The organism is Micromonospora sp. IBSANI012, from assembly GCF_052814045.1.
In genome coordinates this window covers 3,431,275-3,457,064 of record NZ_CP199933.1, presented here as the reverse complement: position 1 = coordinate 3,457,064, position 25,790 = coordinate 3,431,275, and the positions used below count along the sequence as shown (strand labels likewise).

Below are 25,790 nucleotides of genomic sequence, written 5' to 3'. Positions count from 1 at the left end.
GGTGCCGTGTGGGCGGCACCCGGAGTTCGCCGGTCACCGGCGCGGTCGGCCCGGTCAGGTGGCGACGCGGACCAACAGTGTGAACGCCCGGACCGGATCGTCGGCGAGCTGGGCGCGGTCGGCCTCGGCGATCAGCGTCGCCCAGTCCGCCGGCGCGCTTCCCCGGACGACCGCGGCCTGGGCGGCCTCGCGGGCCACCGCGAGGATCGCGTCGTTCCGCGCGGCGGAACCGTGACCCGTGCCGAGCTGCCGGCCGAGCGGCCGCAGCACCTCCGGCGCGTTGTCAAGTGAGCCGTCGGCGTTCCAGTTGCCCGGCGCCAGTGCCGCGCGCAGCTCCGGCCGCTGGTCCGCCACGTCCGCCAGTCCGGACCGGCCGTGGTCGGTGCGCAGTCCCCAGCCGAACGGGTACAGCGGTTGGTAGTCCCGGTCGCCGACGTTGATCGGCACCTGGGCCTCGCTGCGCGGCCAGGTCACCGGGAGGCGGCCGGTGAACGGCCGCCGGCCGAAGAGGACGTCGGCGACACCCGCGCCCTCGCTGCCGGGCAGCCATGACGCCACCAGGGCGTCGATCTTGCCGAGCTGGTCCGTCACGATCTGCGGCCGTCCGGAGACCACGAGGACGACGCACGTCTCGATCTCGGCGCAGACCTTGTCGATCACGGCCTGGTCGGCGGGCTGCAGGCGTAGCGACTTCTCCTCCTGCTGAGGCGTCGAGCACCAGCCGCACTCCGGGCCGCCGACGTCGCCGTACCCCTCGGCGTACGGCGTCTCGCCGACCACCACCACGCCGACGTCGGCGCCGGCCGTGGGCGCCGAGGCGTCCGCGCTGTAGGTGACCCGGGCCTGCGGCGCCACCTGCCGGATGCCCTCCAGAATCGTGGTGCCGGGGATGAGGTCGCCCGACTGGCCCTGCCAGGTGATCGTCCAGCCGCCGGCCTGGTTGCCGATGTCGTCGGCGTTGCGACCGGCGACGTACAGGTTGGCGTCGCGGCGCAGCGGCAGCGCCCGCACGGCGTTCTTCAGCAGCACCTGCGACTTCGCCACCGCGTCCCGGGCGATCGCCCGGTGCTTCGCGCTGCCGACCTGGTCGACGTTCGCCGCCGAGGCGTACGGCTGCTCGAAGAGCCCGAGCTCGAACTTCTTGCGCAGGATGCGCCGCACGGCGTCGTCGAGACGGGCCGGGCTGACCCGGCCGGCGGTCACCTCGGCCAGGAGCAGCTCTTCGAACTGCGGGGCGGTGTTCGGTTCCATGAACATGTCGGTGCCGGCGTTCACGCCGACCCGGACCTTGTACGCGGTCAGGCCGGTGTTGGTCGGCTCGGCCGGGTCGGGAATCTGGTGGATGCCCTCCCAGTCGGAGATCAGGAACCCGTCGAAGCCCATCCGGCCCTTCAGGACGTCGGTGAGCAGCTCCCGGTTGGCGTGCATCTTGGTCGGGTTGCCGAGCCCGTCTTCGGCCCAGTCCACACTGGAGAAGGAGGGCATCACGCTGCCGACGTGGTGTCGCCACAGGGCGGGACCGTAGGGCGAGAGGTCGGTCCGGGCGAAGTGGGCCCGGTCGGTCACCGTCACGCCCTGGTCGATGGGGTACCGCTGCTCCCACCACGGCTTGCCCTCGTTGGCGGCCGCGGTGGCCTCGTCGTAGTTGGTGTCGCCGTCGCCGGCGTAGTGCTTGGCGGTGGCCAGCACCCGGTCGGCGTCGTCGAGCTGGCCGGCGCGGCGCCCCTGCAGGCCGTCGATGACGGTCTCCATCGGGATGACCAGCGCGGGATCCTCGCCGAAGCTCTCGTAGCTGCGCCCCCACCGCTCGTCGCGGGAGACGCACACGCACGGAGCGAAGTTCCACGGGATGCCGGTCGCGCGCACCTCGGTCGCGGTGGCGTGCCCGATCCGCTCCACCAGGGCGGGGTCGCGGGTGGCCCCGAGGCCGACGTTGTGCGGGAAGACGGTGGCCCCGTACACGTTGCCGTGCCCGTGCACGGCGTCGATGCCGTAGATCATCGGGATCTGCAGCCGGGTGCTCAGCGCCTGGGCCTGGAACTCGTTGACCATGTCGACCCAGGCGGCGGGCGTGTTGGTGGCGGGCGTCGAGCCGCCGCCGGAGAGCACGGAACCGAGCCGCCACTGCGCGACCAGCGTGGGATCGGCCGCGACGGCGGCCCGCTCGGCCTGGGTCATCTGGCCGATCTTCTCCTCGACCGTCATCCGGCCGAGCAGGTCGGCGACGCGCCGGTCGACCGGCAGTCTCCGGTCGAGGTACGGCAGGCCGTGCGCGTTGACCACCAAAACCGGCTGGCCGCCGACGGTGGCGCCGATGGAGGCCGTGGCGAGCGTCAGTGGGATGGTCTCGGCGGTCTCGGCCGTCCGGTCGTTGTGGACGGTGACGGTGATCGGTCGGGCGGTGCCGGACCGGCTGCCGGCCGGAAAGGTCAGTGCGCCGGCGACGGGGGCGTAGTCGGCGCCGGCGGTGGCGGTGCCGCTGCCCGTGGTGTAGCGGACGGTCGTCGGGGCCGCCAACGGGTGTCCGTCCGACGTGGTCACCGAGACGGTGAACTCCGCCCGGCCACCCTCGGCGACGGTCTGGACCGACCGGTCCGCGGCGACGGTGACGGTCTGGGTGCTCGCGGCCGAAGCGGACGACGCCGGCAGCAGCGATGCGGCCAGGACGACGGTTCCGACGAGTGCGACGCGGCTGCGCCAGCATGAACTCATGTGGTGCCTCCCTACGGGAGTCGGCCGCCCGCACCCTCTCGGTGCGGGACCGCCCTCGTCCCGGTAAGGAATCCTTCCCAATCCCATCAGGGCGCGTCAATATTACGGCGCAATAAAAGTCGGAGGGGGCGCGGACGGCGTGGTCGGGCGGGGTGACGGCGAAGGGGGCGCGCCTGGCATCCGGGCCGGTGCGAAACCCTGGCAGGGCTGGCGTGCGGAGCGGTATGCTCCCTCGCGATGATGACCCCTCGTGGCAGATTGGGGGTCCCGTCCGCGCAAGGTGAGTGCTGATGCACTCCCGGGCCGCGGATGCGGATTCTCGCCTTTCCCTCTGGCGGCGCATGCGCGAGTTCGCCGTGCCGCCGTCCATGATCGACACTGCGACCACCCGTCGCCGCGCCGGCGACTGGGCCGGGGCGTGCGCCGCCGCGCGCGTCGACGTCGACCCGAGCTTGCGCGCGGTGGCCCGCACCCACGGTCGGGAACTCGCGGCCCGGGTCCGGGCCGACCTTCGCCAGCTGGCGCCCGACCTGTTGCGCTGGCACCTGCCGAGGATCGCCCCTGACGGGCTGCTACGCCCCGGCCTGACCATCGCGCTCGCCCGGTACGAAGAGGCCGGACGCGACGGCGCCGCCGTGCACCTGGTGGTCCGCACGCCACCGGCCTGGGCGGACGCCGGTCAGCGATTCAGCCTGGCGCTCTGGGACGGCCACCGGGACGGCCGTCACCCCCATCCACACCCCGACCGTCGGTTCCGTCTCGACCTGCACCGTCACCTCTGGGACGCGCGCCGGGCCGACGAGCTGAGGACGCGGTCGGGAGCGGGCCGGTTGCCCGCCGACCGGCGCGCCACAGTGGACGCCGATCCGCTGGCGGCGCCGCCAGGGCTCGACTGCGCGGTGGACAGGTGGGCGGCCGAGGCCGCGATCCTGCTCCGCGCCGAGGGCCGGATTGGGGACGCCGTCGCCGTACGACTCGGCGGCCGGCGTCGGCTCGTCCTGGAGCTGGCTCCGGACGGGGGCATCCTCCGGTCGCCCGCGCTGGCCGCCCGGCGGGGCGCCGAGGAACTGCCGGTGCTTCCGGACGCGGCGACCTGGGTGCTACCGGACCTGGCACTGCTCCGCGCCGGGCTGATCGAGGTCGACCGGCTGCACCCGCTGGTGGCCTCGGCGCTGGCACCCGAGCGTCGGGCGGCCGGCGTGCCGCGGGTCCCGCAGCGGGCCGGTCAGCCACGGCTCGTGCGGTGCCGGGGCGCCCAGCACCGGATCGGCCTGGTCGACGGGGTGCTCGTCGCGCTGGACCACGGCCCGGCCGAGATCCGCCGGGAGGAAATGCTGGCCGCGCTGACCGGCACCCCGCTCGCCTGCCTGCGGGCGATCGACGAGGCGCACCGCCACCCGGAATGCCTCGACGACGTCCGCGCCCGCCTGGACCACGGCGACACCGCCGGCGCGCTGGCCGCCGTCGAGGCGCTGCTCGGACCCGACGCGCTGCTGCGCGCCGGTGCGCTGCGCGACGAACTGGAGACGGCCGCGTCGCGGCGGGTCACGTACGGGCTGTTCCGGGCGGGGCTGGCCGGAAGCGGGCCCGGCCCCGCCCGCTCGGACCGTCGCCGTACCCGTGACCGCCGCTCCCGCCCGCGCCACGGCATCTCGCGCTGACCCAGCGGGCCCGAGCCCGCCGCGCTGTCCCCACCCGTCACGAACCCAAAGGTGATCACACATGCCCATGTCGACCGACATCTCCGTCGAAGCCGCCCAGCTCGACGTCGCCGCCGAGTTGCTCGCCCTGCTGGGCGACACCACCACCGAACCGCGCCCCGACACCCAGTTGGAGGCCCTGACGCTGGCCGTCGCCGCCGACCTGCCGGTGCTGCTCTGGGGCGAGCCGGGGATCGGCAAGACCGCGGCCCTGACCCAGCTCGCCGCGTCCCTGGACCTGCCGCTGACCACGGTGATCGCCAGCGTCCACGAGCCGTCCGACTTCTCCGGGCTGCCGGTCGTCGGCGACGACCCGGCCGTGCAGGGTGTGCCGATGGCCCCGCCGGACTGGGCGGTGCGCCTGGTCCGCGCCGGCCGGGGGCTGCTCTTCCTCGACGAGTTGTCCACCGCGCCGCCGGCCGTGCAGGCCGCCCTGCTCCGCCTGGTGCTCGAACGCCGCATCGGCGCCCTCCGACTGCCGTCCGGCGTGCGGATCGTGGCCGCCGCGAATCCGCGCTCCTCGGCCGCGGACGGCTGGGAGCTGAGCCCGCCGCTGGCCAACCGCTTCGTCCATCTCCAGTGGACCCACGACCACGAGGTCGTCGTACGCGGCCTCGGCGGAACCTGGCCCAGGGCGGCCCTGCCCCGGCTCGACCCGCGGCGGCTGTCGCCGGCCGTCGCCTTCGCCCGCCGCGCGGTGTGCGGGCTGCTGTCGGCCCGGCCGACGCTCGTGCACCGGCTGCCCACCACCGAAGGCCGCCGGGGCGGCCCCTGGCCGTCGCCGCGGAGCTGGGAGATGACGCTGCGCCTGATCGCCTTCGCGACCGCGGCGGGCACCTCCCGGGACGTGCTGTCGATGCTGGTCCGGGGCGCCGTCGGGGACGGCCCGGGGCTGGAGTTGCTGGCCAGCATGGACCGGATGGACCTGCCGGACCCGGAGGTGCTGCTGGCCGATCCGGCCGCCGCCGTCCTGCCGGAGCGGGGTGACCTGCGCCAGGCTGTGCTGGACGGCGTGGTGGAGGCGGTCCGCCGGCGTCCGGAGAAGTCCCGCTGGGACGCGGCGTGGACGCTGCTGGTCCGGGCGCTCGACACGGGAGCCCCGGACCTGGTGGTCGTCCCCGCGTCCACCCTCGCCGCGCTGCGCCGCGAGGACTGGGACGTTCCGGCGTCGATCGAGCGGCTCGCCGGCGCGGTGTCGCTGTCCCGGCGGGCCGACCAGGCGGCGGCCCGGATGGCCGCCGCCGCGGGGGCCGGCCGGTGACCGCGGACCGCACCGGCGTGCTGGACCTCGACAAGCTCTTCGCCGCCCGGCTGCACGCCGCCCGGGTCCGGCCCTACCTGGCGACGGCGCTGTTCGCCCTGCACGTGGTGCCGTCGCGGCAGGTGCCGACGATGGCCGTGGACCCGCACTGGCGGTGCTACGTCGCACCGGCGTTCGTGGACCGGACCCCGGTCGAGGAACTCGCCGGGGTGTGGGTCCACGAGGTCTCGCACCTGCTGCGCGACCACCACGGGCGCAGCGACCGGGTGGCCCGCGAACGCGGCCTGACCGGGCCGGGGGAACGGCTGCGGATGAACATCGCCGCCGACTTCGAGATCAACGACGACGTGTTCGGTGCCGGCCTGGCCCGGCCCGACGGGGCCGTCGATCCAGGCCACCTGGGACTGCCCGAGGGCGAGCTGATGGAGGACTACCTGCGCCAGTTCCGGCTCGGGCCGCGTACCCATGATCTGGCCTGGTTGGACTGCGGCAGCGGGGCCGACGGGCTGGAGCGCGGGTGGGACCTGGGACCCGACGGCGCGCACGGGCTCACCGCGCAGGAGCGGGACGCGGTCCGGTTCCGGGTGGCCGAGGGCATCACCGCCCGGCCCGGGACCACGCCGGCGGGCTGGCGGCGGTGGGCGGAGGAGGCGTTCCACCCACCGCAGCCGTGGCGGGAACTGCTGGGCGCGGCGGTCCGTTCGGCGGCCTCCGCCCCGGGGGTGGGGGAGGACTACACCTACGGACGCCCGTCGCGGCGCTCCGCCGGCGTGCCCGGCGCCATCCTGCCGAGCCTGCGGCGCACGCCCCCTCGGGTCTGCGTGGTGATCGACACGTCGGGGTCGGTCAGTGACGCCGAACTGGGCAGCGCGCTGCTGGAAGTCGCCGCGATCTCCCGGGCCGTGGGTGGGCGGCGGGACCTGGTCAGCGTGCTGCCGTGCGACGCGGCGGCCCGGGTCGTGCATCCGCTGTGCCGCGCCGAGGACATCCCGCTGGTCGGTGGCGGGGGAACGGACCTGCGGACGGGTTTCGCCCGGGCCCTGCGGAGCCGGCCCCGACCGGACGTCGTCGTGGTGCTGACGGACGGGCAGACGCCCTGGCCGACCTCGCGGCCGTCGTGCCGGACGGTGGTGGGGCTGTTTCCCCGCGCCCGGCCGGTCAACGAGGAGGATCCCGACTACGTGCCGGACTCGCCGCCGGACTGGGCGCGGGTGGTCGTCATCGGTGCCGGGTGAGGTGGCCCGGCCCCTGCGCGGCCGGTCAGGCCAGGGCGGCCACGGCGGCGTCCGCGCCGTTGCGCCACAGCACGCCGACCTCGCTGAAGCCGGCGTCTCGCAGCGCCGCCAGGTGCCAGTCCGTCGGCGGGTTCCACTCCGGACTGTGCCCGGTCGGGTAGATCTGTCGCCGCTTCTCCACCAGTGGCCCGAGGGCCGGATCCTCGGCGGCCTGCTCCCACCACCCGCTCCACGACTGGGCCGCCCCGGCGGCGTGGCGGGCCGTACGCCGCTGCCGGGCGCGGTCGGTCAGCCGGGCGGTCAGCGTGGGCAGGGCGTCGTCGGGCAGGTGGTCGGCGTTGACGAACACGCCGCCGGGGCGCAGCGCGGCGCGGATCTCGCCGTAGAGGGTGGCCAGGCGGGGGCCGTCGAGCCAGTGCAGGGCGGTGGCGGTGAGCACCGCGTCGTACCCGTGGTGGGGGAGCGCGGCCGTCCAGTCGGGACGGTTGAGGTCGGCGGTGACGACGGTGGCGCGGCCGGCCAGGGAGGCCTCGGCGATCGTCAGCAGGACCGGGTCGAGGTCGACCAGGGTGACCTGCGCGTCCGGGTGGCGGGCGAGGGCGCGCAGGCTGATGGAGCCGGTGCCGCCGGCGAGATCGAGCAGCCGCAGCGGTCCGTCACCGGCGACGGCGTCGGCGGCGTCGAGCAGCGCCGCGAAGCGATGTTCCCGGTCCGGCAGGTACGCCTCCTGCTGCCGGTCCCAGCTCTCCTGCCATGCCCGCACGTCAAGTTGGTAAGGAGTCATAGCCCAGACGTTAGTTACCGCGAGGTGGGCTGTCGAGGGCTCGCGGGGTCGCCGGGACCGCTGTCCCCGGGGAGGCATCGTTACGCTGCTCGCATGGCAGACGAGGGCGTGCGGACCGGGCATGCCGAGGCGGTGACATGGTCGGTGGACGACCCGATCGTGGCGGCGGTGCGGCAGGTGCTGGCGGCGATGCCGTCCGGGTGCACCTGGCTGCTGCCGGTGACCCAGGACGGTGAGGTCGTCGACTTCCGCGTCGCCGCCACCAGCGAACAGGGCCGCGACGTCTACGGCCGGGGAGCCGGGCGGGTCGGCGGGCTGCTCAGCGCCCTCTATCCCGGCATGGTCGGCGGCGTGCTGTGGCAGGCGTACCACCGGGTGCTGGCCAGCGGCGTGCCGACCCGGGTGCCGGACTTCCGGTACGAGGGCAAGCAGGCCGGCGTGGTCGCCGACTCGCTGTTCGACATCAGCGTGCAGCCGGTGCTGGGCGGCCTGCTGGTGTGGTGGGAGCGGCTCGACGAGCATCAGCGTCGGATGGAGCGTACCGAGCTGCTGGGCAGCCTCGGCTGGGCGGAGTACGACCTGATCACCGGCCTCAGCGAGTGGTCGCCCGGCATGTACCGGATCTTCGAGCGTGATCCTTCGCTGGGCCCGCTGTCGCGGGCCGAGCAGTCCGCGGCGATCATCCCCGACGACCATGGGCTGCGGGAGGCCGCCTGGCAGACGTTGGACAGCGGTGCGGCGTCGGACGTCACGGTGCGCTTCCGGGCGGGCTCGTCGGTGAAGTACCTCCGCATCCTCTCCGACGTCGCCCGGGACGCCGACGGTGCTCCGGTGAAGATCTACGCCGTGGTGCAGGACGTGACGGCCCGGGTCGACTCGCGTACCGCCATCGAGCGGCTCAGCGACCAGCTGCACACCCGGGAGCTGACGGCGCTGGCGGAGCACCGCCTGGCCCGGCAGTTGCAGAACCTGATCCAGCCGGTGCCCCGCGAGCCGGTCCCGTTGGCCGGCCTCGAGGTGCTGGTCGGCTACCTGCCGGCGGAGAGCGCCGCGCAGGTCGGCGGGGACTGGTACCACGCGCAGACGTTGCCCGACGGGCTGGTCGCGCTCGCCGTCGGCGACGTCGCCGGGCACGGCCTGGAGGCGGCCAGCGGGATGGCGCACCTGCGGTTCGCGCTGGTCGCCTGGCTCTCGATCGGCATCCGGGACCCCGGAGCGCTGCTCGGGCACATGAACCGGCTCTGCGGGCAGCTGAAGATCACCGCGACCGCGGTGGTCGCCGTCTACGACCCGGCGACCCGGTCGCTCTCCTGGGCGCAGGCGGGCCACCTGGCCCCGTTGCTGGCGCGCGGCGGGACGACCGCCGAACTCGACCGGCCCGCGGGAATGCTGCTGGGCGCCGACGCCGACTCGACCTACCCGGTCGTCACCCCTCGGCTGCGCGGCGACGACCTGCTGCTCTTCTACACCGACGGGCTGGTGGAACGCCGGGTCGGCGACACGGTCGACCTGCTCGGCCCGGTGATGCGGACGCTGTCCGACATCTCCCGTGACCCCGACGCACGGACCCTGCCGCGGCTGCGCGACGTGCTGCACCAGCCCAGCCCGGAGGACGACACCTGCACCCTGGCCGTGCGGGTGCTGCGCTGACCGTCCTCAGAGGCGGAACCGGAGGCGCACCACCGTGCCGGCCGGGGTGGGCTCGACGGCGACCTCGTCGCAGATCCGGGCGACGATCGCCAGCCCCCGACCGCGGATCGCCTCGGCGGTGGGCATCTCGCGGGCCACCGTGCGCGGTCCGCCCTGATCGACGACGTCGCAGACGAACTGGCCCGCCTCGGCCCACACCCGCACCAGGCCGCCCCCGTTGGTGTGCTGCAACGTGTTCGTCGTTAGTTCGCTGACCGCCAGCGCGAGCAGCTCCACCCGGGCGGCTGGCAACCCCCGGGCCAGGGCCCGGGAACAGACGAACGCGCGGACCTGCACTAGGTCGTCGACGTGCGCGTACGGCATCGTGGCGACCGCGGAGGACCGAGTGGCGGGACGGTCAGACATCGTCGTCCTCCACCGGCCGGCGGGCCGTCACCGCGGGTCCACGCCGTCGTCGGTGGGCGGTCGCAGCAGGTCGGCGACGCCGGTGATCGCCAGGACGTTCGCGACGGGACCGCGGGCGTTGACCACGTACAGCCGGCCGCCGGCCGCGCGGGCCGCGTGGTGGGCGGTGACCAGGCCGTGGATGCCGGTGGAGTCGAGGAAGTCGAGCGCCCCCGCGTCGACCAGCACGACCTGGGCGTCGGCCACGGCGCCCAGCAGCGCGGCCGAGAGCTCCTCCCGGGCAGCGAGGTCACACTCGCCGGCGAGCCGCACCACCGCCCGTCCTGGTGCCGTGGACGTCGTCGCCTCGAAGCGCGCCATAGGGCAGCTCATCCTTCCCCGCGCGGAGCAGTCGGCCGGTTCGCGCACATGATGCCACCTCGCCGCCGAACGTCGCGCCCGGCGCGACAGCCGGCGGTCCGGCTCGGGGACACCGGCCGGCGACCCGGCCGCTGGTGACCGCTGCCGGCGTGGCTCCGACGCAGGTGGGAGCGGGTGGCGACCGGTCCCGCGGGTCAGGCGGCGGGCTGCAGCCAGGCCACCGCCCGGCGCACGGTGGCCTCGGGTACGTCGTGCCCACCGTCGAACTCGTCGTAGGTGACGTCGTAGCCGAGAGTCTGCAGGCGCGGCACGAGGGTCCGGCTGCACCGGTCGATCGGCAGCACCCGGTCGGCGGTGCCGTGCGAGACGTAGACCCGCGGCGTGCCGTGGGTGAGCAGCGGGGCGGCGAAGCCGGGGGAGAAGGCCAGGACGGCGTCGAAGACGTCGCCGTTGATCAGGCCGATCGACAGCGCGTACGACGCGCCGTCGGAGAATCCGCCGATCAGCATGCCGGCGATCGGGTAGCCGGTGACGATCTCCTGGAGCACCCGGTCGATCCGCCGCACGTCGGGGCCGAAGCCGACACCGATCATGTCCCAGGTCGCCGCGGCGGACTGCGGCGCGACGAGCAGCAGGCGTTGGTCGTCGGCGACCGGCAGCATCAGCTCCAGGGCCTGCCGGGGTGACCCGCCGGCGCCGTGCAGCAGCAGGGCCAGCCGGTACGGGCCGCCGTCCGCCGGCGCCGGCACGTAGGCCTGGGCGACCAGCTCACCGTCCGGTGCGTCGAACGACACCAGGCCGGTGCGGCCCGCGGCGGCGACCGGTGGACCCGGTCGCACGCTCAGGCGGCCGTGCCGGGAGTTCTCCTCCGGCTGCTCGTGCGGTCGGGCGGTCTCCGGGGTGATCGGCATGGGTGCCTCCGCTTCGGCGGGACTGTCCGGCGGGCTACCCGGTCCGGCGCGAAGCAATCCCGCCCGGGCCGGGGAAGTGGTCCGGCGTGCGTAAGGGCGCCTGAAGCGAATCGTAAGCGGGATCCGGCAATGTTCTGGGTGTCACCGGAGAGCACCACCGACAGCCAGGAGATCCCGATGCGCAAGCTCATCAACTCGACCTACATCACCCTCGACGGCGTCATCGAGAACCCCATGTGGACCATGCCGTACTTCGACGAGGAGGCCGCCGCCTTCGCCGGCGGGCAGACCAACGAGGCCGACGCGCTGCTGATGGGTCGGATCACCTACGACGGCATGTCCGCCGCCTGGCCGACCCGGGACGAGAGCGACCCGAGCACCGGCGCCGCCTACTTCAACAACGTCAAGAAGTACGTCGCCTCGACCACCCTGACCGACCCGACCTGGAAGAACAGCGAGGTGCTGCAGGGCGACCTGATCGAGGAGGTGACCCGGCTCAAGGCGCAGGACGGCAAGGCCATCCTCCAGTACGGCTTCGGTTCGGTCACCACCCAGCTGATCGCGGCCGGTCTGCTGGACGAGGTCCGGTTCTGGATCCACCCGGTGCTGGAGGGCGGCGACAGCGTGACCGCACCGCTGAAGGACTTCAAGGCGTCGTTCGAGCTGGTCGACACGAAGGTGCAGCGCAGCGGTGTGATCATCGCCTCGTACCGGCCGAAGGCGGCCCGCTGACGGACGCGCTCTTCAGCTGGGCCCGAGCCTCGCCCGGGCCCAGCTTGCCGCCCTCGGTGACCAGCGCGTCGAAGCGTTCCCGGCCGAGGGCGGCGACCAGCCGTACCGTCACCCGGTCGGTCTCGTCGCGCTCCGCCGGCGCGGCCGGGGCCCGGGCGGCCTCCCGCGCGGCGGCCGCGGCGCCCAGCAGGCGGGCCGCGACCTCGGGCATACGCACCGCCGAGGCCATCCCCTCCAGCGCGTTGACGGCGTCGCGCGGTGACTCCATCGCCTGCGCGGCGTCGAACGCCTCGACGTGCAGGGCCAGCCCGGCGGTGGGGTCGCCGTTCTGCTCGGCCACGTAGCCCAGCTCCACCAGGACCATCGGCAGGTACAGCGCGGGCTGCGTCTCGCGGCGGCCCTGCTCGGCGAGGCGCGTCAGGTGCGTGACGGCCACGTCGAGCTTGCCGTCGCGGCGGGCGGCCAGGCCGAGGCCGATCTCCGCGAAGATCATCGCGTTCGGCGCGTCCTGCTCCACCGCCAGCTGGTACGCGCGTTCGGCCAGCTCCCGGCCCTGCGCGTAGTCGCGGGTCTGCACCGCCAGCCAGGCCAGCCAGGACAGCTTGCTGCCCACCTCGGGCCAGAGCGACAGCTCCTCGGCCCAGCGCAGCCCCTCCCGGTGCAGGGCGGCGGCGCGCTCGTGCTCGCCGCGCATCTCGGCCAGGCCGCCCACCCAGTCGGTCGCCTGCAGCCGGCCCCAGCGGTCGCCGACCTGCGCGAACAAGGCCGCACTGCGGGTACCGGCGTGCTCCAGCGTGGCCAGGTCGCCGGTGGCGTGGGCGAGCTTGGCCCGCGAGCTGAGCACCGCCGCCTCGGTCCAGGGGTCGTCGACGGCGGTGGGCAGCAGTTCCGTTGCCAGGGTCAGGTCGCTGCGGTCGATGACGGCGTTCGCGACGAACCACGTCGCCCGGCCGTCGGGGTCGCCGGCCAGGGCGACGCGCAGGTCGCCCGGCGCGATCGGTTCGCCCTGCAACAGCGCGAACCCGGCCCGCCACGGCGCGGCGCGCGCCTCCTCGGTCGGGTCGCCCCGCATCGCCAGCGCCCGCCGCGCCTCGGTGAGCCGGCCGCGCAGGAACCAGTACCAGCTCAGCGCGACCGCCAGGCGCAGCCCGCCACCGTGGGCCAGCGCCGACCGCAGGTTCGCCGTCTCGGCGTCGAGCCGGGCCAGCCACTCCTGCTGGTCGGCGCCGCGCAGCTCCGGGTCGGCGCGTTCGGCCAGGTCGGTGTAGTACGCCGCGTGCCGCGCCCGGACGTCGTCGGCGTCCTCCAGGCGTTCCAGGCAGAACGCGGCGACCGACTCCAGCAGCCGGTAGCGGGGGCTCGCGCCCGCGTCGTCCACCACCACCAGCGACCGGTCCACCAGCCGGGCCAGCGCGTCGAGGTCGGTCCGGCACACCTGCTCGGCCGCGTCGGGCGTGCCGCCGTCGCTGAACACCGCGAGCCGGGCCAGCACCCGGCGGTCGGCCTCGGCCAGCAGGTCCCAGCTCCAGCCGATCACCGCGGTCAGCGTGCGCTGCCGCGGCGGCATGTCCCGCTGCGCGGTGGCGAGCAGTTTGAAGCGGTCGTCGAGCCGGTCCACCACGCCCTGCACGCCGAGCGCGCGTACCCGGGTCGCGGCCAGTTCGAGGGCCAGCGGCAGGCCGTCCAGCCGGCGGCAGAGCTGCGCCACCGCGGGCGCGGTCCGCTCGTCGAGGTGGAAGCCGCGGTGCTGCGCGGCGGCGCGGGCGGCGAACAGCCGGGCCGCGGCCGAGCGCCGGACCGCGTCGAGGTCACCGTCGTGCTCGGGTACGGCCAGCGGCGGCACCTCCCAGAGCAGCTCACCGGTGAGACCGAGCGGTTCCCGGCTGGTGGCCAGCACGGTGACCCCGGGCGCGTCCCGCAGCAGCCGGGCGACCAGCGCGGCGGCCGGCTCGATGACGTGCTCGCAGTTGTCCAGCACGAGCAGCAGCTGCCGGTGCCGGAGCACGGCGGACAGCCGGTCGACGGCGGACACGCTGGCGCCCGCCGCCTCGCGCAGGTCCAACGCCCCGAGCACCTCGTCGGCGACGCGCGGGTCGCCGACCGGCAGCGGCGCCAGCTCCACCACGTGGGCGCCGTCCGGGAGGACCAGCTCGCGGGCGGCCTCGGTGGCCAGCCGGGTCTTGCCGACCCCGCCCGGCCCGATCAGCGTGACCAGCCGCTGCCCCGGGAGCAGGGCGCGCAGCTCGGTCAGCGCCTCGGCCCGTCCGACCAGCCCGTCGAGGCGGGCCGGCAGGCTGTTCCGGATGATCGCGGCCTTCGGCGGGGCGCTCAGGCCGGCGTCCTGTTCGAGGATCCTGCGGTGCAGGGCGACCAGCTCCGGCCCCGGGTCGAGGCCCAGCTCGTCGACGAGTCGGTCGCGCAGGTCGGCGTAGCTGTCCAGGGCCTCGGACGTACGACCGGCCGCGTAGAGCGCGCGCATCTGCAACGCCCGCAGACCCTCGCGCAGCGGGTGCCGGGCGACCAGCTCGGCCAGGTCGGCGGCGACCAGGTCGTGCTCGCCGCGGGCCATCCGGGCGTCGGCGAGCCGTTCGTGCACCACGAGGCGCTGCTCGGCCAGGCGGGTGGCCTCGGCGCGGGCGAACTCGGCGTCGGCCACGTCGGCGTACGCGTCGCCGCGCCACAGCGCGAGGGCGGCGGTCAGCCGGTCCACGTCGGTGGCGGTGGCCAGCTCGGCGAACCGGTCGGCGTCCACCGCGCCGGTACGCAGCAGGTAACCGGGCGGCCGTGACTCGACCAGCTCGCGCGCTCCCGGCTCGGCGTCGTTGAGCGCCTTGCGCAGCTGGGACACCCGCACCTGGAGGGCGCCGGCCGGATTGGCCGGGGCGTCCGCACCCCACAGGTCGTCGATCAGGCGGTCCGCCGAGACCACCTGGTTGCGGTGGGCCAGCAGGTCGGCCAGCAGCACCCGCACCTTGGTGCCGGGTACGACGACCGGCTCGCCGGCATCGGTGCTGACGGCGAGCGGCCCGAGCACCCCGAACTGCACGGCGGCCATCCTATCGACGCGGAAGGCGATCTGAAGGGGACCGTAAGCGCCGTGGCCCACCGTGGGCACATGGACATCCACCACGAAGAACACGGCACCGGCGACGGCCGCCCGGTCGTCCTCGTCCACGGCGCGCTCTCCGGCATCGGCACCTCGTTCGGCCGGATCCTGCCGCTGCTGGCGAAGAGCCGGCGGGTGATCGCGATCGAGCTGCAGGCACACGGTCGCACCCCGGACGTCGACCGTCCGCTGACCGTGGAGAACTTCGCCGCCGACGTGGTCGAGCTGCTCGACCGCCTCGGTGTCGAGCGGGCGGACGTGTTCGGCTGGAGCATGGGCGCGGCGGTCGCGCTGCGCCTCGGCACCGACCACGCCGACCGGGTCGGGCGGCTGGTGCTCGCCTCGGTGAGCTTCGACGACGCCGGCCTGCACCCAGGGCTCCTGGACGGCATCCAGGACCTGCGACCGGAACACCTGCACGGCTCGGAGTTCCACGAGGAGTACCTGCGGACCGCGCCCGACCCGGCCGGCTGGTGCAACCTGGTCACCAAGATGAAGGTCCTGGACGCGAACCTGCCGCAGTGGACGCCCGAGCAGATCCGCGCGCTGGCCGCGCCCACGATGATCGTGCTGGCCGACTCGGACATCGTCCAGCCCGAGCACGCCGTGCGGATGTTCCGGCTGCTCGGCGGGGCGGTGGCCGGCGACCTGACCGGCCTGCCGGCCTGCCGCTTGGCCATTCTGCCCGGCACCACCCACACCACCATCCCGCACCGCGCCGACTGGCTGGCCCCGATGATCGACGAGTTCCTGGACGAGGATCACCGCGGGTAGTTGCCTCTTCGCAACGGTCGCGGAAATTTCCACCGTGGGTAACCTGCGAGCGTGAAGGATGACGCCGGGGCACCGGACCCGGGGCTGGTGGGCCCCCGGTCGGCCGCGGCGTCCGTACTCATGTCCGAGGACTTCACCGCCGCGACCGTGACCGCCCTGCGGCACCGGTTGCGGGCGGCGGTCAGTGGCGCGGGACTCGACGGTGACGAGGGCTACGACTTCGTTCTCGCCGTGCACGAACTGGCCACCAACGCGGTGCGCCACGGTGGCGGCCACGGCCACCTCGACCTGCGGCGCCAGGACGACGTGCTGATCTGCGAGGTCAGCGACCACGGGGCGACCGCGTCGGGTCTGCCGGTGCGGCTGCCTCCCGTCGACGTCGCCGGGGGACGCGGCCTGTGGCTGGCCCACCGGCTGAGCGAGGGCCTGCTGCTCACCCGAGGGGTCGACGGCGTCACCGCCACCGTGTCCGCGTGCCTGGACGCCGTCGCCGGCCCGCCCGTCGTCGACGGCGCGACCGCCGAGCCGCACCCGTCCACCGAGGACGACCCGCGATGACGCCGCAGCCGGGCTGACGGCACCGGCTCAGCGCCGTCCATACCCGGACCCGGACCGACGGCACCAACAACGGTCGACTCTGGACCGTGCCCGATGCCGGCCACGTGCGGTCGCCGTCAGGGTCGGCCGCGCGTCGGGTCGGGCCCCCGGTCCCACTGTGCGCCGCGCCTGCGGCGGTCCTCCCGTACGGCGCTGCGGATCGACCGCAGCGTGGCGTCGGGGGCGAAGATGAGCGCGTACCAGCGGTCGAGCATCGCGTGCAGGTCGCTGAGCGTGGCCGTCGCCCGTTCCGTCTGCTCCCGGGCCGTCCGCAACTGCTCGCGGGCCGCCTGTGCCTCCGCCTCCAGCTCCGCCACCCGTACGCGCATCGGTTGTACGAGGGTCAGGGCCGCGTCGGTGAGCATGTCCGCCGCCTCTGCCTTGAACTTGCCGCGTTGGGCCACGACGGCGGCGATGGCGGCCAGGCCGCTGGCGCCGCCGAGCACGCCCAGCACGGACAGGACGACCTGGACCCACTGCGGGGCGGTGGTGGTGTCGGTCGGCGTCATCGTCGGCCGCCGGTGGGACAGTTGCCACTGTCCACGTCGATGTTGCGGATCAGCCTCCGGAGGTCGAGCAGGATCTCCGTGGCGCGCCACCACGAGCCCACCGCGACCGCGGTGATGAACGACGTCGCGGCGATCGCCATCCGGCCGGACATCACCATCAGGGCGACGGAGTACATCCCGGCGAGGGTGCCCAGCAGGAGCATCGACGCCAGTTCGATGCCGAGGGCGGTGGAGATCCGTGCCGGCCAGGTCAGGCCGAGCAGGCCCCCCAGCCCGACGACGACGAGGCCCAGTTCCCAGCCGATCCGGATCGGTCGCGGCATCGCCATCTCCACCGAGGGTGGGCGCACGTTGAGGGTGATCAGCAGGAGTCCGCACACGGGCGCGGTGACCAGGACGGCGTTCTCGAACGGTTGCCGGTTGCGCCAGACTCGCATGCTCTGCACGGCAACTCCCTGAGGTCGATGCGGGAACCCCGTCGGGAGTGGCTGCCGGAGGCGTACGACCACGCTGCCCGGGTGGCACCCGCTGCGGTGCCGGGGTATGACGACGAGCGCCATCGGTGGTCGACACCTCTAGTCATACCACCCGTTTCCGGTCGCCCCAACTGATGGGATCCGACATATGCGCAGGTCAGCAGTGGTGCGAGCCGCCCCGGGACGGGCGGCCGGGGGAGGCTGAAGGGCGCGTCGAGCGACGCCTGGGTGTCCCTTCTCGACTGTCGAGGAGGTGGCCTCGCCGCTGTTCAGGAACAAGACACCTTCCGAACAAACAGCAAAAATAGCGCAAAACGCCGATGGGCCCGGTCGCCGGGCGCCGATGGCGGAGCGTTTGTCGATCGCGGCCGCGGGTAGCCACGCTGCCTCGCCACGGGAAGGACGTCGCATGGCCGAGCTGAAGTTCGTCGACAAGGTCGCCGCACGGGCGGGCGTACCGCCGGAGACGGCGCGGTCCCTGACCGAGGCCACCCTGGGCACCCTCACGCAGCGGATCAGTGGCGGCCAGGCCGGGGCCCTGGCCGGCCATGTCGCCGACGAGCTGAGCCCGTTGCTGATCAAGGGCACGGAGGATCCGGAGGCGTTCGGCTACGACGAGTTCCTGCGTCGGGTGGCCGATCGCGCCGGGGTGGACCGCGGGGTCGCCGAGCGGGGTGTGCGGGCCGTCCTGCAGACCCTGCACCGGGTGGTCGGACACCGGGAGTTCGAGGACGCCATGGTGCAACTGCCGGCGGACCTCCGGGCGCTGGCCGAGCCCCTGCCCCACGGACCCTGACCGACGCCGGCCCCCGGTCGTACCCGGGCCGGCCGGCGACGGTGGATCCCCCGGCGTGCCGCCGCGCGGCCGACCGGCGCCGGCCGGGCGTGGGGGGCGGGTCAGCCGACGGCCACCGCGGCCAGGTACTGCTCCGCGCGGTCCGGCGCCATGAACCAGTCGTCCAGGTCGTTGGGGTCGCAGAAGCCGTAGGCGAATCGGCGGGCGATCGCCGGACTGGTCGCGGCGGTGGCGAGGATCTGCTGCACGTGTGGGGGCAGCGGCTGGAGCATGGCGTTCGTCCAGTGGGTGACCGCCTGGCCGGTGTCGGCCCAGAACCGCTCGAACGTCCGCTTCATCCACTCCGGGTCGAAGGGCTGGTCGGCGCGCTCCAGGATCGACCGCAGGTACGCGTCGGCGCACTTCGCGGCGGTGTTGCTGCCCTGGCCGGTGATCGGGTCGTTGGCGATCACCACGTCGGCCATGCCGAGGACGGCGCCGCCCGAGGGGAGTTCGCCGACCGGGTGGCGCACCGTGGGGGTGTACCGGCCGGACAGGGTTGCCCGCCCGTCGGTCAACTCCACCCGGGCGCACCGCTCGTGGATCCACGGCGTGTACTGCCGGGTCAGCTCCAAGGTCAGCCTGAGGTGCTCGGCCGGATCCCGCCGCTCCTGCCACAGGTCCAGCGGCCCGCCCGGCACCGCCTCCCAGAACAGGATGTCGCACGGTCCGGACAGGGTGAGCGCGGGAATGACGAAGAGTTCCCCGAGCCCGGGCACCGCGTTGAAGCTGACGTGCGGCTGCGGCCACAGCGGGTCCGGCGTCATACCGTGCACGTACGCGACGGCCAACCCGCGCTGTGGCGTCGCGTAGACCGACCGCTGCGGGTCACGGTCGAAGACACCCACCAGATCGCCCTTGCCGGCCGCCACGACGGTCAGGTCGTAGCGGCCGAGCCGGGTCAGCCCGTCCAGGTCGGCCGTGGTCACGCCCTGGTAGTGCACGGTGCCGCCCCGCTGCTCGAACAGCTCCAGCCAGGCGGCCATCTTCAGCCGCTGGTCGGTGCTCTGCGCGGGGTCGTCCAGCGGGCAGGGGACGCGCAGGGCACGCTCGCCGGGCGGCGCGGACAGCGACACGTGCAGCCCCTGGATCTGCGGCGTCTGCTCCGTCCAGAGATCCAGGCCGTACCGGCGTTCGGTGTGCAGGGCGGCGGCGAACATGGCCTGTGTGCTCATCACCCAGCCACGGCGGATCTCCTCGGGCGTACGGGCCGACATGATGGTCACGTCGTAGCCCTCGGCGAGCAGGCCGAGTCCGAGCTGCAGCCCGGACTGACCGGCCCCGACGATCAGGATTCTGCGCATCTGTACCTCCAGGTGGGTGAGCTACCGGACCGCGCTGGCGGTGCTGGCCATGGTGTGTTCCACGACCGTCACCAGGGCCCGCGCGACCGACGAGGGGTCCCGGACGTCGCAGGCGACCAGGGGAACGTGAGCGGACAGTCCGAGGGCCGCCCGGACGTCGTCCAGGCGGTGGGTGAGCACGCCGTCGAACAGGTTGACGCAGACCACGAACGGCAGGTCGGTGTCCTGCTCGAAGTAGTTGACCGCGGGGAAGGACGCCTCCAGGCGTCGGGTGTCGGCCAGGACGAGGGCGCCCACCGCGCCGCGACACAGGTCGTCCCACATCGGCCAGAACCGGGGCTGGCCGGGCGTGCCGAACAGGTACAGCACCAGGTCCCCGCCGATCGTCAGCCGGCCGAAGTCCATCGCCACGGTGGTGGTCGTCTTGTCGATCCCCGGATCGAGCCGGTCCACGGTCTCGCTCGCCGCCGTCATCCACGCCTCGGTGTTGATCGGCGGAATCTCCGAGATGGACTGCACGCACGTCGTCTTGCCGACCCCGAAGCCGCCGGCAATGACGATCTTCGCCGAGGTCGGCAGGGGGTGCTCAGGCGAGCTGACGGAGGCCATCGCGGAGTCTCTCCAGAAGGCGGTGGTCGAACGGGGAGGCGGCGGTGTCGCCATGGATGCACAGTCGGTCGGTCGCGGCGAGGTCGTCGACGACCACCCGGGTCACCCCCAGCGACATGCCGCAGACGGCGGACAGCTCGGCGACCGACCGGGTCGTGCGGGCGTGTTCGTAGAGCGAACGGGGCTCCGGCAGCAGGCCCGAGGCGAACACGGCGTCGTAGTACGGCACCGACACCAGGGTGTGCACCAGCAGGTGCTGCCGGGTGCGGGTGCGCCCGCCGGTGAGGACGTAGGGCCGCACCTTCCAGTACGGGGTGGGCATGGTGGAGACCTCCTTGGGCTCCGGGACGGTCAGCGGGCCGGCCGGCCGGCGGTGTGGCGGTGCAACTCACTACGGACCTGCGGGGTGAGCGCGTGCCGGACGGCTCTGACGAACTGCGTCATCCGGTAGGCGACGACGCGGAGGTCGCAGCCGGCCGTGGCGGCCACGGCCAGGCCCGCCGACTCGCCCACCCGCATGAACAGCAGGTGCCCGCGGGGCAGCCGGACCGTCAGGTACTCCGACGCCCCCAGGTCGAGCAGGGCGCCGCTGCGGTCGGCGATGCTGAGCAGCCCGGAGGTCAGGGCGGCGAGCTGGTCGCCGAGGTCGCGGGGCACCCGACCGGACGCGGCGAGCTGGAGTCCGTCGAGGGAGACGAGCACTGCGTGGGTGACGCCGGGTACGTCGTCGGCGAACTGGCGGACCAGCCAGGCGCAGTCCGGCGGGCTCTGGCCGGCGATCGGCTGGTGGCGTGCGTCGAGCGGTGCGGTCATCAGGGGTGTCCTTCGTCGAGGGTGGCTGGTCGGGCGTCGCCGACCCCGGCGGCGAAGTCGGCTGTCTCATCGGGCCAGGCAGACCCGCCGGGCGCTGGGGCCGGGGGCTGGGGTGCCGTACCCGGTGGCGGCGGACGGTGCGCCCCGGGCGAGGGAGTCTGCCCACGTACGCTCTCGCGTACCCGGCGGGGCAGGTCGCCGGCCGGCGCCGGCGGGCGGGTGTCCGGGGCCGGGCCGTCGCCGGCCGGCGCGGCATCGAGGAGGGTGGCCAGGCGCACCGTCGGGGCGTGCCTGCTCTCGTCGGACCTGGACATCTGCGCGCTCCCTTGCGGGACTCCGGCCCAGACGGGTGGCCGGCCGCCCGCCGTCGTCGGCGCGGTGCCGGCAGGCCCCGGCCGGGCGGCGGGCGCCACCTCGCAGAGCAGGGATCCGGGGATCAGCACCGTCGCGGTGGTGCCGCCCGAGGGGCGGGCGGTGAGGTTGACCCGCAGCTGGTGGGCGCGCGACAGGTGCGCGACGACGAGCAGGCCCAGGTGGGCCGCGGGGTTGCCGGTGGCCGGTGCCGGCGCGGTGCCGGTCAGCATGGCGTTGAGCTGCGGTAGCTGGCCGGGGTCGATGCCCACGCCGGCGTCCTCGGCCCGGAGTAGCACGCTGCCGTCCTCGGTGACGTAGGCGGAGACGACCACCGACGAGGTGGGCGGCGAGAAGCGGGTCGCGTTGTCGAGCAGTTCGGTGAGCACCCGGATGACGTCGTCGGCGGCGAACTCGACGACGCCCAGGTCCACGACGTGTCCGACCCGGACCCGGGGGTAGTGCTCGATGGCCGAGGAGGCGGCCCGGACCACGTCGACCAGGGTGACGGTCTGCGGGCTGGCGTCTTCGATCCGGCGGCCCAGCAGCACCTGGAGGTTCTCCGCGTGGCGGCGGATGCGGGTGTTCGCGTGGTCGATGCGGTAGAGCCGTTCGAGCCGTTCCGGGTCCTGCTCGTCGGTCTCCACGGCTTCGAGGTGGCTGCCCATCTGGTACGCCGAGGCGAGGATGCGCAGCGCGAACTGGTCGCAGATCGCCGGCCAGAGGTCCTCCGCGTGGTTCTCGGGTGGGGGTGGGCTCGCCGCGGCGGCGTCCGCCTGCGCGAGCGCGGGATCGAGCCACCGGGCCGCTCGCTGCCGCCACGTCATGCGTCGACGACGCGGTGCCGCCATTGTGGACATCTCGTCGTCTTTCACGAAATAGCAGACCTATCGGTAATCAGAGGTTCTGGCACGGTGCAGCAGTCAACCACCGTTCGGTGGTGCTGGCAACACCGAACGGTCGGCCTGAGGCTTTCCGCGCCGGGTCGGCACCGTCTCCGGCACTTGCGCGAAAGGTGGTCACCCGGCGACGACGCCACCGGGCGTCCGGGTCGACCGGGGTCGATCAGCGGGTGGTCGTGCCGCCGCCTGCCTGCCGTGCCGGTCCGGGACCGGCTGCGTGGAAGCCATGTCTGTACATCGCGCCCGGCACTCGGAATGCAACATCATTTTCTGGGCGATTACCGCGCTGGGGCGGTGAGGTGCCGTGGACCGTCCCGCCGGCCCAACGACAGGGCAGCGTCCGGTCCGGACATCACGCGGAGGATCAGTCGAGCAGGTCCCCGGTGGGCAGCGGCAGCCCCGGCAGTGGCGGCAGCAGCGACGGGCTCGGCGCCGGCGGCAGGGGAAGCGACGGCAGCGACGGCAGCGGCGGCAGGAGCCCGGATCCGGAGCTGGGCCGCGGCGAAGGCCGCGCCGACGGCGACGCCGGGGCGGTCGGGGGTGGAGCCGGGGCCGGAGCGCTCGGGGAGCTGCCGGCCGTCGAGGCGGCCGGCGCGGGCGTCGTAGGCGGAGCACACCGGGGCCAGCCGGAGCAGCTCGCCGCCGTCAGGTCGCGCAGGACGGCGTCGATCTCGGCGCGCAGCCGGTCCGCCTCGACGGGGTCGGCGACCGAGTTCAGGTCCTGTTGAGCCTGGTCGATCCAGTGTCGGGCCTCGTCGAGCTGGCCGGTGGCGACGGCGTCGCGGGCCCGGGCGATGCTCTGCTCGACGGTGCGCACCGCGGCCTGCTCGGGATGCAGGACCTTGGTCAGCGACCACAGCGGACTCGTCGGCCCGGCGTTCTTGCTGCCCACCCCCAGCCCGGTCGCGAGCACGAGGACGGCGGCCACGGCGGCGGCCAGCCGCAGTGCCCACGGCCGGGGCCGTCGCGGTCGGACGCGGCCGGCCCGGGCGTCGTACGGCCCGGAACGGAGGTCGGCCCCGCCCCGCCCGTCGGCGTGGGTGCCGACGGCGGGGAAGCGGCCGCTCGCTGCGGTCTCGTCGACGTCGGCGGTGAGGTCGGCCCGCCAGGTGGCGAGCATCGCCGCGAGGTCGTCGCCGTCGGTGCCCTCCTCGCCCCGCCCGAGCGCGTCGAGGAGCAGGTCGTCGCGGGTGACCGTACCGAGGTCCAGCTGCGCGCCGCTGTCCGGCTCGTGCCCAGTCATGCCGCCACCTCGTCAAGTCCGCTGCCCGCCAGGGTACGGAGCCGGGCGAGGGCCCGGGACTGGGCCACCCGGACGGCCGCCGCCGACATGCCGAGGATGGTGCCCACCTCCTCGGCGGTCAGGCCGACCGCCACCCGGAGCGTGATGATCTCCCGCTGGACGTCGGGCAGCCGCTGCAACAGCACCGACAGCCGGCGGGCCAGGTCGGTGGCGACGGCCTGCTGCTCCGGACCCGGCGCCGCGTCCGGGTGCTCCACCGGGGTGTCGGTCATGGTGACGGCGGAGTCGCGTACCGCCGCCCGCTGGGCGTCGGCGACCTTGTGCGCGGCGACGGCGAAGACGAACGCCGAGAACGGCTTGCCCTGCTCCCGGTAGCGGGGCAGGGCCTTCAGCACCGCCAGGCAGACCTCCTGCGCGACGTCGTCGGCGGTGATGTACGCCCCGCCGACCCGGCCCAGCCGCGCCCGGCAGTAGCGGACGAGCCGCGGCCGTACGTCGGTGAGCAGGGCCGACACCGCCGTCGGGTCGCCATCGGCGGCCCGGCGGACGAGCTCTGGCTCGATCGCTGTGGTCATGGATTGCGAGACACCTTCGTTACCGGCGGGTTAACCGCACGCTATCGAGACGTAGGCCACTTTGCATAGGTCACCTTGGGTGGCCGCCCGCCTGCGGAAAGAAGTGTGTTGCGTTTTGCCGCGCCGCCGCGATGTCTGAGATGTCGACGGAGGGAGGGCGCATGGGTGTCGAAGTCGCCGTGCAGGGACTGACGAAGTCCTTCGGTGGCCAACCGGTCTGGTCTGACGTCAGCCTGACCCTGCCGGCGGGCGAGATCTCCGTGCTGCTGGGCCCGTCCGGCACCGGGAAGTCGGTGTTCCTGAAGACCCTGGTGGGGCTGCTCCGGCCCGACGCCGGCTCCATCTGGATCGAGGGCAAGGACCTGCCCCGCCTCTCCGAGCGTGCGCTGTACGAGGTGCGCAAGCTGTTCGGCGTGCTGTTCCAGGACGGCGCGCTCTTCGGCTCGATGAACATCTACGACAACGTCGCCTTCCCGCTGCGCGAGCACACCCGCAAGTCCGAGTCGCAGATCCGCGACGTGGTCAACGAGAAGCTCGACATGGTCGGCCTGGTCGGCGCCGAGAAGAAGCTCCCCGGGGAGATCTCCGGCGGCATGCGCAAGCGGGCGGGGCTGGCCCGCGCGCTCGTGCTCGACCCCCGCATCGTCCTGTTCGACGAGCCCGACTCCGGGCTGGACCCGGTGCGCACCGCGTACCTGAACCAGCTCATCATCGACCTCAACCAGCGGACCGGGGCGACGTTCCTGATCGTCACGCACGACATCAACACCGCGCGTACGGTGCCGGACAACATCGGGCTGATCTACCACGGGCACCTGGCCATGTTCGGGCCCCGGGAGATGCTGCTGTCCAGCACCGAGCCGGTGGTGCGACAGTTCCTCAACGCCCAACGGGTCGGCCCGATCGGGATGGCCGAGGAGAAGGACGCCGAGGAGTTGCAGGCCGAGGCGGACGCCGGGGCCGAACTGCCCCCGCTGCCGCCCATCCCGCTGCAGCTGCCGCCCTCGGACGGGCTGCCCCGCCAGGCCGAGCGCCCGCCGGGCCAGTGGTGCCGGGACAACGGCGTCACCCCGCCACCCGGCTCCTTCGAGGGCCGCCGCGACACCGCGCAGCCGACCATCGAGCTGGGCCGGGAGCTCGCCGCCGACGGGCGGCACCACCGGGAGGTGGCCGGATGAGCGCCCCCGTCGCCGCCGTCCGCGCCACCGGTGACTTCTTCGCCTTCTGCCTGGACACCCTGCGCGGCCTCGGCCGCCGGCCGGTGCAGGTCCGCGAGTTCGTCCAGCAGGCCTGGTTCATCAGCTCGGTGTCCATCCTGCCGGCCGCGCTGGTCTCCATCCCCTTCGGCGCGGTCATCGCGTTGCAGCTCGGATCGCTGGTCCGGCAGCTCGGCGCGCAGTCGTTCACCGGGGCCGCGTCGGTGCTCGCGGTGGTCCGCGAGGCGGGCCCGATCGTCACCGCGCTGATCATCGCCGGCGCGGGTGGCTCGGCCATCTGCGCCGATCTCGGCTCCCGCAAGATCCGCGAGGAACTCGACGCCATGCAGGTGCTGGGCATCGACCCGATCCAGCGCCTGGTGGTGCCGCGCGTGCTCGCCTCGATGCTGGTCGCCGTCCTGCTCAACGGCCTGGTCAGCGTGGTCGGGGTGAGCGGTGGCTACCTGTTCAACGTGGTCATGCAGGGCGGCACGCCCGGCGCGTACCTGGCCAGCTTCCAGGCGCTGGGGCAGCTGCCCGACCTGCTGGTGGGCGAGGTCAAGGCCCTGCTGTTCGGTGCGGCCGCCGCGCTGGTCGCCTCCTACAAGGGGATGACCGCCAAGGGCGGCCCGAAGGGCGTCGGCGACGCGGTCAACCAGAGCGTCGTGATCACCTTCATGCTGTTGTTCGCGCTGAACTTCGTTGTGACGGCCGTGTACTTCCAGGTTGTACCGCAGAAGGGAAGCTGAC

General features: G+C 74.0%; 25 protein-coding genes. 10 read left to right on the top strand and 15 right to left on the bottom strand.

The genetic code is table 11. The features are described 5' to 3' along the window. Positions 1-54: 54 nt before the first annotated feature. Positions 55-2,712: a glycoside hydrolase family 3 N-terminal domain-containing protein gene (locus ACTWM8_RS16050; protein ID WP_446209722.1), complete on the bottom strand. Its 2,658-nt coding sequence runs from the start codon at positions 2,710-2,712 to the stop codon at positions 55-57. A 290-nt stretch (positions 2,713-3,002) separates the two neighbouring features. Between ACTWM8_RS16050 and ACTWM8_RS16045 the strand changes: the two genes are divergently transcribed. The 3 genes from ACTWM8_RS16045 (at position 3,003) to ACTWM8_RS16035 (ending at position 6,908) form a co-directional block, all read left to right on the top strand. Then, positions 3,003-4,373, top strand: coding sequence for a hypothetical protein (locus ACTWM8_RS16045; protein ID WP_446209721.1), 1,371 nt, complete (start codon positions 3,003-3,005; stop codon positions 4,371-4,373). 61 nt (positions 4,374-4,434) lie between these two features. Further along, positions 4,435-5,673: an AAA family ATPase gene (locus ACTWM8_RS16040; RefSeq protein WP_446209720.1), complete on the top strand. Its 1,239-nt coding sequence runs from the start codon at positions 4,435-4,437 to the stop codon at positions 5,671-5,673. Continuing rightward, positions 5,670-6,908: a vWA domain-containing protein gene (locus tag ACTWM8_RS16035; protein ID WP_446209719.1), complete on the top strand. Its 1,239-nt coding sequence runs from the start codon at positions 5,670-5,672 to the stop codon at positions 6,906-6,908. The genes ACTWM8_RS16040 and ACTWM8_RS16035 overlap by 4 nt, the downstream gene beginning before the upstream one ends. 25 nt (positions 6,909-6,933) lie before the next feature. Here the strand turns inward: ACTWM8_RS16035 and ACTWM8_RS16030 are convergent, their stop codons facing one another. Then, a complete protein-coding gene (locus ACTWM8_RS16030) occupies positions 6,934-7,692 on the bottom strand; it encodes a methyltransferase domain-containing protein (protein WP_446209718.1) in 759 nt (252 codons plus the stop codon). A gap of 93 nt (positions 7,693-7,785) precedes the next feature. Between ACTWM8_RS16030 and ACTWM8_RS16025 the strand changes: the two genes are divergently transcribed. Beyond that, entirely contained in the window at positions 7,786-9,342 is a 1,557-nt protein-coding gene (locus ACTWM8_RS16025) for a PP2C family protein-serine/threonine phosphatase (RefSeq protein WP_446209717.1), read from the top strand. A 6-nt stretch (positions 9,343-9,348) separates the two neighbouring features. Here ACTWM8_RS16025 and ACTWM8_RS16020 read toward each other — a convergent pair whose 3' ends face one another. The 3 genes from ACTWM8_RS16020 to ACTWM8_RS16010 form a co-directional block, all read right to left on the bottom strand. Next, entirely contained in the window at positions 9,349-9,747 is a 399-nt protein-coding gene (locus ACTWM8_RS16020) for an ATP-binding protein (protein WP_446209716.1), read from the bottom strand. Positions 9,748-9,774: 27 nt separating this feature from the next. Further along, on the bottom strand, positions 9,775-10,107 hold the full coding sequence (locus ACTWM8_RS16015) for an STAS domain-containing protein (RefSeq protein WP_446209715.1): 333 nt from the start codon (positions 10,105-10,107) through the stop codon (positions 9,775-9,777). Between the two features lie 194 nt (positions 10,108-10,301). Continuing rightward, entirely contained in the window at positions 10,302-11,018 is a 717-nt protein-coding gene (locus ACTWM8_RS16010) for an alpha/beta hydrolase (RefSeq protein WP_446209714.1), read from the bottom strand. Positions 11,019-11,147: 129 nt separating this feature from the next. Here ACTWM8_RS16010 and ACTWM8_RS16005 point away from each other — a divergent pair, with 129 nt between their 5' ends. Then, positions 11,148-11,750 carry a dihydrofolate reductase family protein gene (locus ACTWM8_RS16005; RefSeq protein WP_446209713.1) on the top strand — a complete coding sequence of 201 codons (603 nt, stop codon included), beginning with the start codon at positions 11,148-11,150 and terminating at the stop codon, positions 11,748-11,750. On the opposite strand, the gene ACTWM8_RS16000 is transcribed toward ACTWM8_RS16005, so the two are convergent. Continuing rightward, positions 11,716-14,796 carry a BTAD domain-containing putative transcriptional regulator gene (locus tag ACTWM8_RS16000; protein WP_446209712.1) on the bottom strand — a complete coding sequence of 1,027 codons (3,081 nt, stop codon included), beginning with the start codon at positions 14,794-14,796 and terminating at the stop codon, positions 11,716-11,718. The genes ACTWM8_RS16005 and ACTWM8_RS16000 overlap by 35 nt on opposite strands. 69 nt (positions 14,797-14,865) lie before the next feature. On the opposite strand from ACTWM8_RS16000, the gene ACTWM8_RS15995 reads away from it, so the two are divergent. Then, positions 14,866-15,630 carry an alpha/beta fold hydrolase gene (locus ACTWM8_RS15995; RefSeq protein WP_446209711.1) on the top strand — a complete coding sequence of 255 codons (765 nt, stop codon included), beginning with the start codon at positions 14,866-14,868 and terminating at the stop codon, positions 15,628-15,630. 51 nt (positions 15,631-15,681) lie between these two features. Then, entirely contained in the window at positions 15,682-16,188 is a 507-nt protein-coding gene (locus ACTWM8_RS15990; RefSeq protein WP_446209710.1) for an ATP-binding protein, read from the top strand. A 116-nt stretch (positions 16,189-16,304) separates the two neighbouring features. Here ACTWM8_RS15990 and ACTWM8_RS15985 read toward each other — a convergent pair whose 3' ends face one another. Then, a complete protein-coding gene (locus ACTWM8_RS15985; RefSeq protein WP_446209709.1) occupies positions 16,305-16,736 on the bottom strand; it encodes a hypothetical protein in 432 nt (143 codons plus the stop codon). After that, positions 16,733-17,173, bottom strand: a complete 441-nt coding sequence (locus ACTWM8_RS15980) for a hypothetical protein (RefSeq protein ID WP_446214572.1) — start codon at positions 17,171-17,173, stop codon at positions 16,733-16,735. The genes ACTWM8_RS15985 and ACTWM8_RS15980 overlap by 4 nt, the downstream gene beginning before the upstream one ends. Before the next feature lie 448 nt (positions 17,174-17,621). On the opposite strand from ACTWM8_RS15980, the gene ACTWM8_RS15975 reads away from it, so the two are divergent. Continuing rightward, complete coding sequence (locus ACTWM8_RS15975) at positions 17,622-18,008, top strand: DUF2267 domain-containing protein (protein ID WP_179804974.1); 387 nt, start codon at positions 17,622-17,624, stop codon at positions 18,006-18,008. Between the two features lie 101 nt (positions 18,009-18,109). On the opposite strand, the gene ACTWM8_RS15970 is transcribed toward ACTWM8_RS15975, so the two are convergent. From ACTWM8_RS15970 to shbA, 7 genes are all read right to left on the bottom strand, one after another. Further along, positions 18,110-19,351 (bottom strand): styrene monooxygenase/indole monooxygenase family protein, encoded by a 1,242-nt coding sequence (locus ACTWM8_RS15970; protein WP_346533936.1) that lies wholly within the window; start codon positions 19,349-19,351, stop codon positions 18,110-18,112. 21 nt (positions 19,352-19,372) lie between these two features. Beyond that, the gene (locus ACTWM8_RS15965; protein ID WP_446209708.1) at positions 19,373-19,960 is read right to left on the bottom strand and encodes a GTP-binding protein; all 588 of its coding nucleotides are present in this window, start codon (positions 19,958-19,960) and stop codon (positions 19,373-19,375) included. Then, positions 19,938-20,282 (bottom strand): DUF742 domain-containing protein, encoded by a 345-nt coding sequence (locus ACTWM8_RS15960; protein WP_154936744.1) that lies wholly within the window; start codon positions 20,280-20,282, stop codon positions 19,938-19,940. Before ACTWM8_RS15960 ends, ACTWM8_RS15965 begins: the two co-directional genes overlap by 23 nt. Before the next feature lie 29 nt (positions 20,283-20,311). Continuing rightward, a complete protein-coding gene (locus ACTWM8_RS15955; protein WP_446209707.1) occupies positions 20,312-20,773 on the bottom strand; it encodes a roadblock/LC7 domain-containing protein in 462 nt (153 codons plus the stop codon). After that, the gene (locus ACTWM8_RS15950; protein ID WP_446209706.1) at positions 20,773-21,951 is read right to left on the bottom strand and encodes an ATP-binding protein; all 1,179 of its coding nucleotides are present in this window, start codon (positions 21,949-21,951) and stop codon (positions 20,773-20,775) included. Before ACTWM8_RS15950 ends, ACTWM8_RS15955 begins: the two co-directional genes overlap by 1 nt. 439 nt (positions 21,952-22,390) lie before the next feature. Then, the gene (locus ACTWM8_RS15945; RefSeq protein ID WP_446209705.1) at positions 22,391-23,269 is read right to left on the bottom strand and encodes an anti-sigma-D factor RsdA; all 879 of its coding nucleotides are present in this window, start codon (positions 23,267-23,269) and stop codon (positions 22,391-22,393) included. Beyond that, positions 23,266-23,844: an RNA polymerase sigma factor ShbA gene (shbA, locus tag ACTWM8_RS15940; protein WP_446209704.1), complete on the bottom strand. Its 579-nt coding sequence runs from the start codon at positions 23,842-23,844 to the stop codon at positions 23,266-23,268. Before shbA ends, ACTWM8_RS15945 begins: the two co-directional genes overlap by 4 nt. Positions 23,845-24,005: 161 nt before the next feature. Here shbA and ACTWM8_RS15935 point away from each other — a divergent pair, with 161 nt between their 5' ends. Then, positions 24,006-25,022: an ABC transporter ATP-binding protein gene (locus tag ACTWM8_RS15935; RefSeq protein ID WP_446209703.1), complete on the top strand. Its 1,017-nt coding sequence runs from the start codon at positions 24,006-24,008 to the stop codon at positions 25,020-25,022. Beyond that, positions 25,019-25,789, top strand: coding sequence for an MlaE family ABC transporter permease (locus tag ACTWM8_RS15930; RefSeq protein WP_210775908.1), 771 nt, complete (start codon positions 25,019-25,021; stop codon positions 25,787-25,789). The genes ACTWM8_RS15935 and ACTWM8_RS15930 overlap by 4 nt, the downstream gene beginning before the upstream one ends. The last annotated feature ends 1 nt before the right edge of the window (position 25,790 follow it).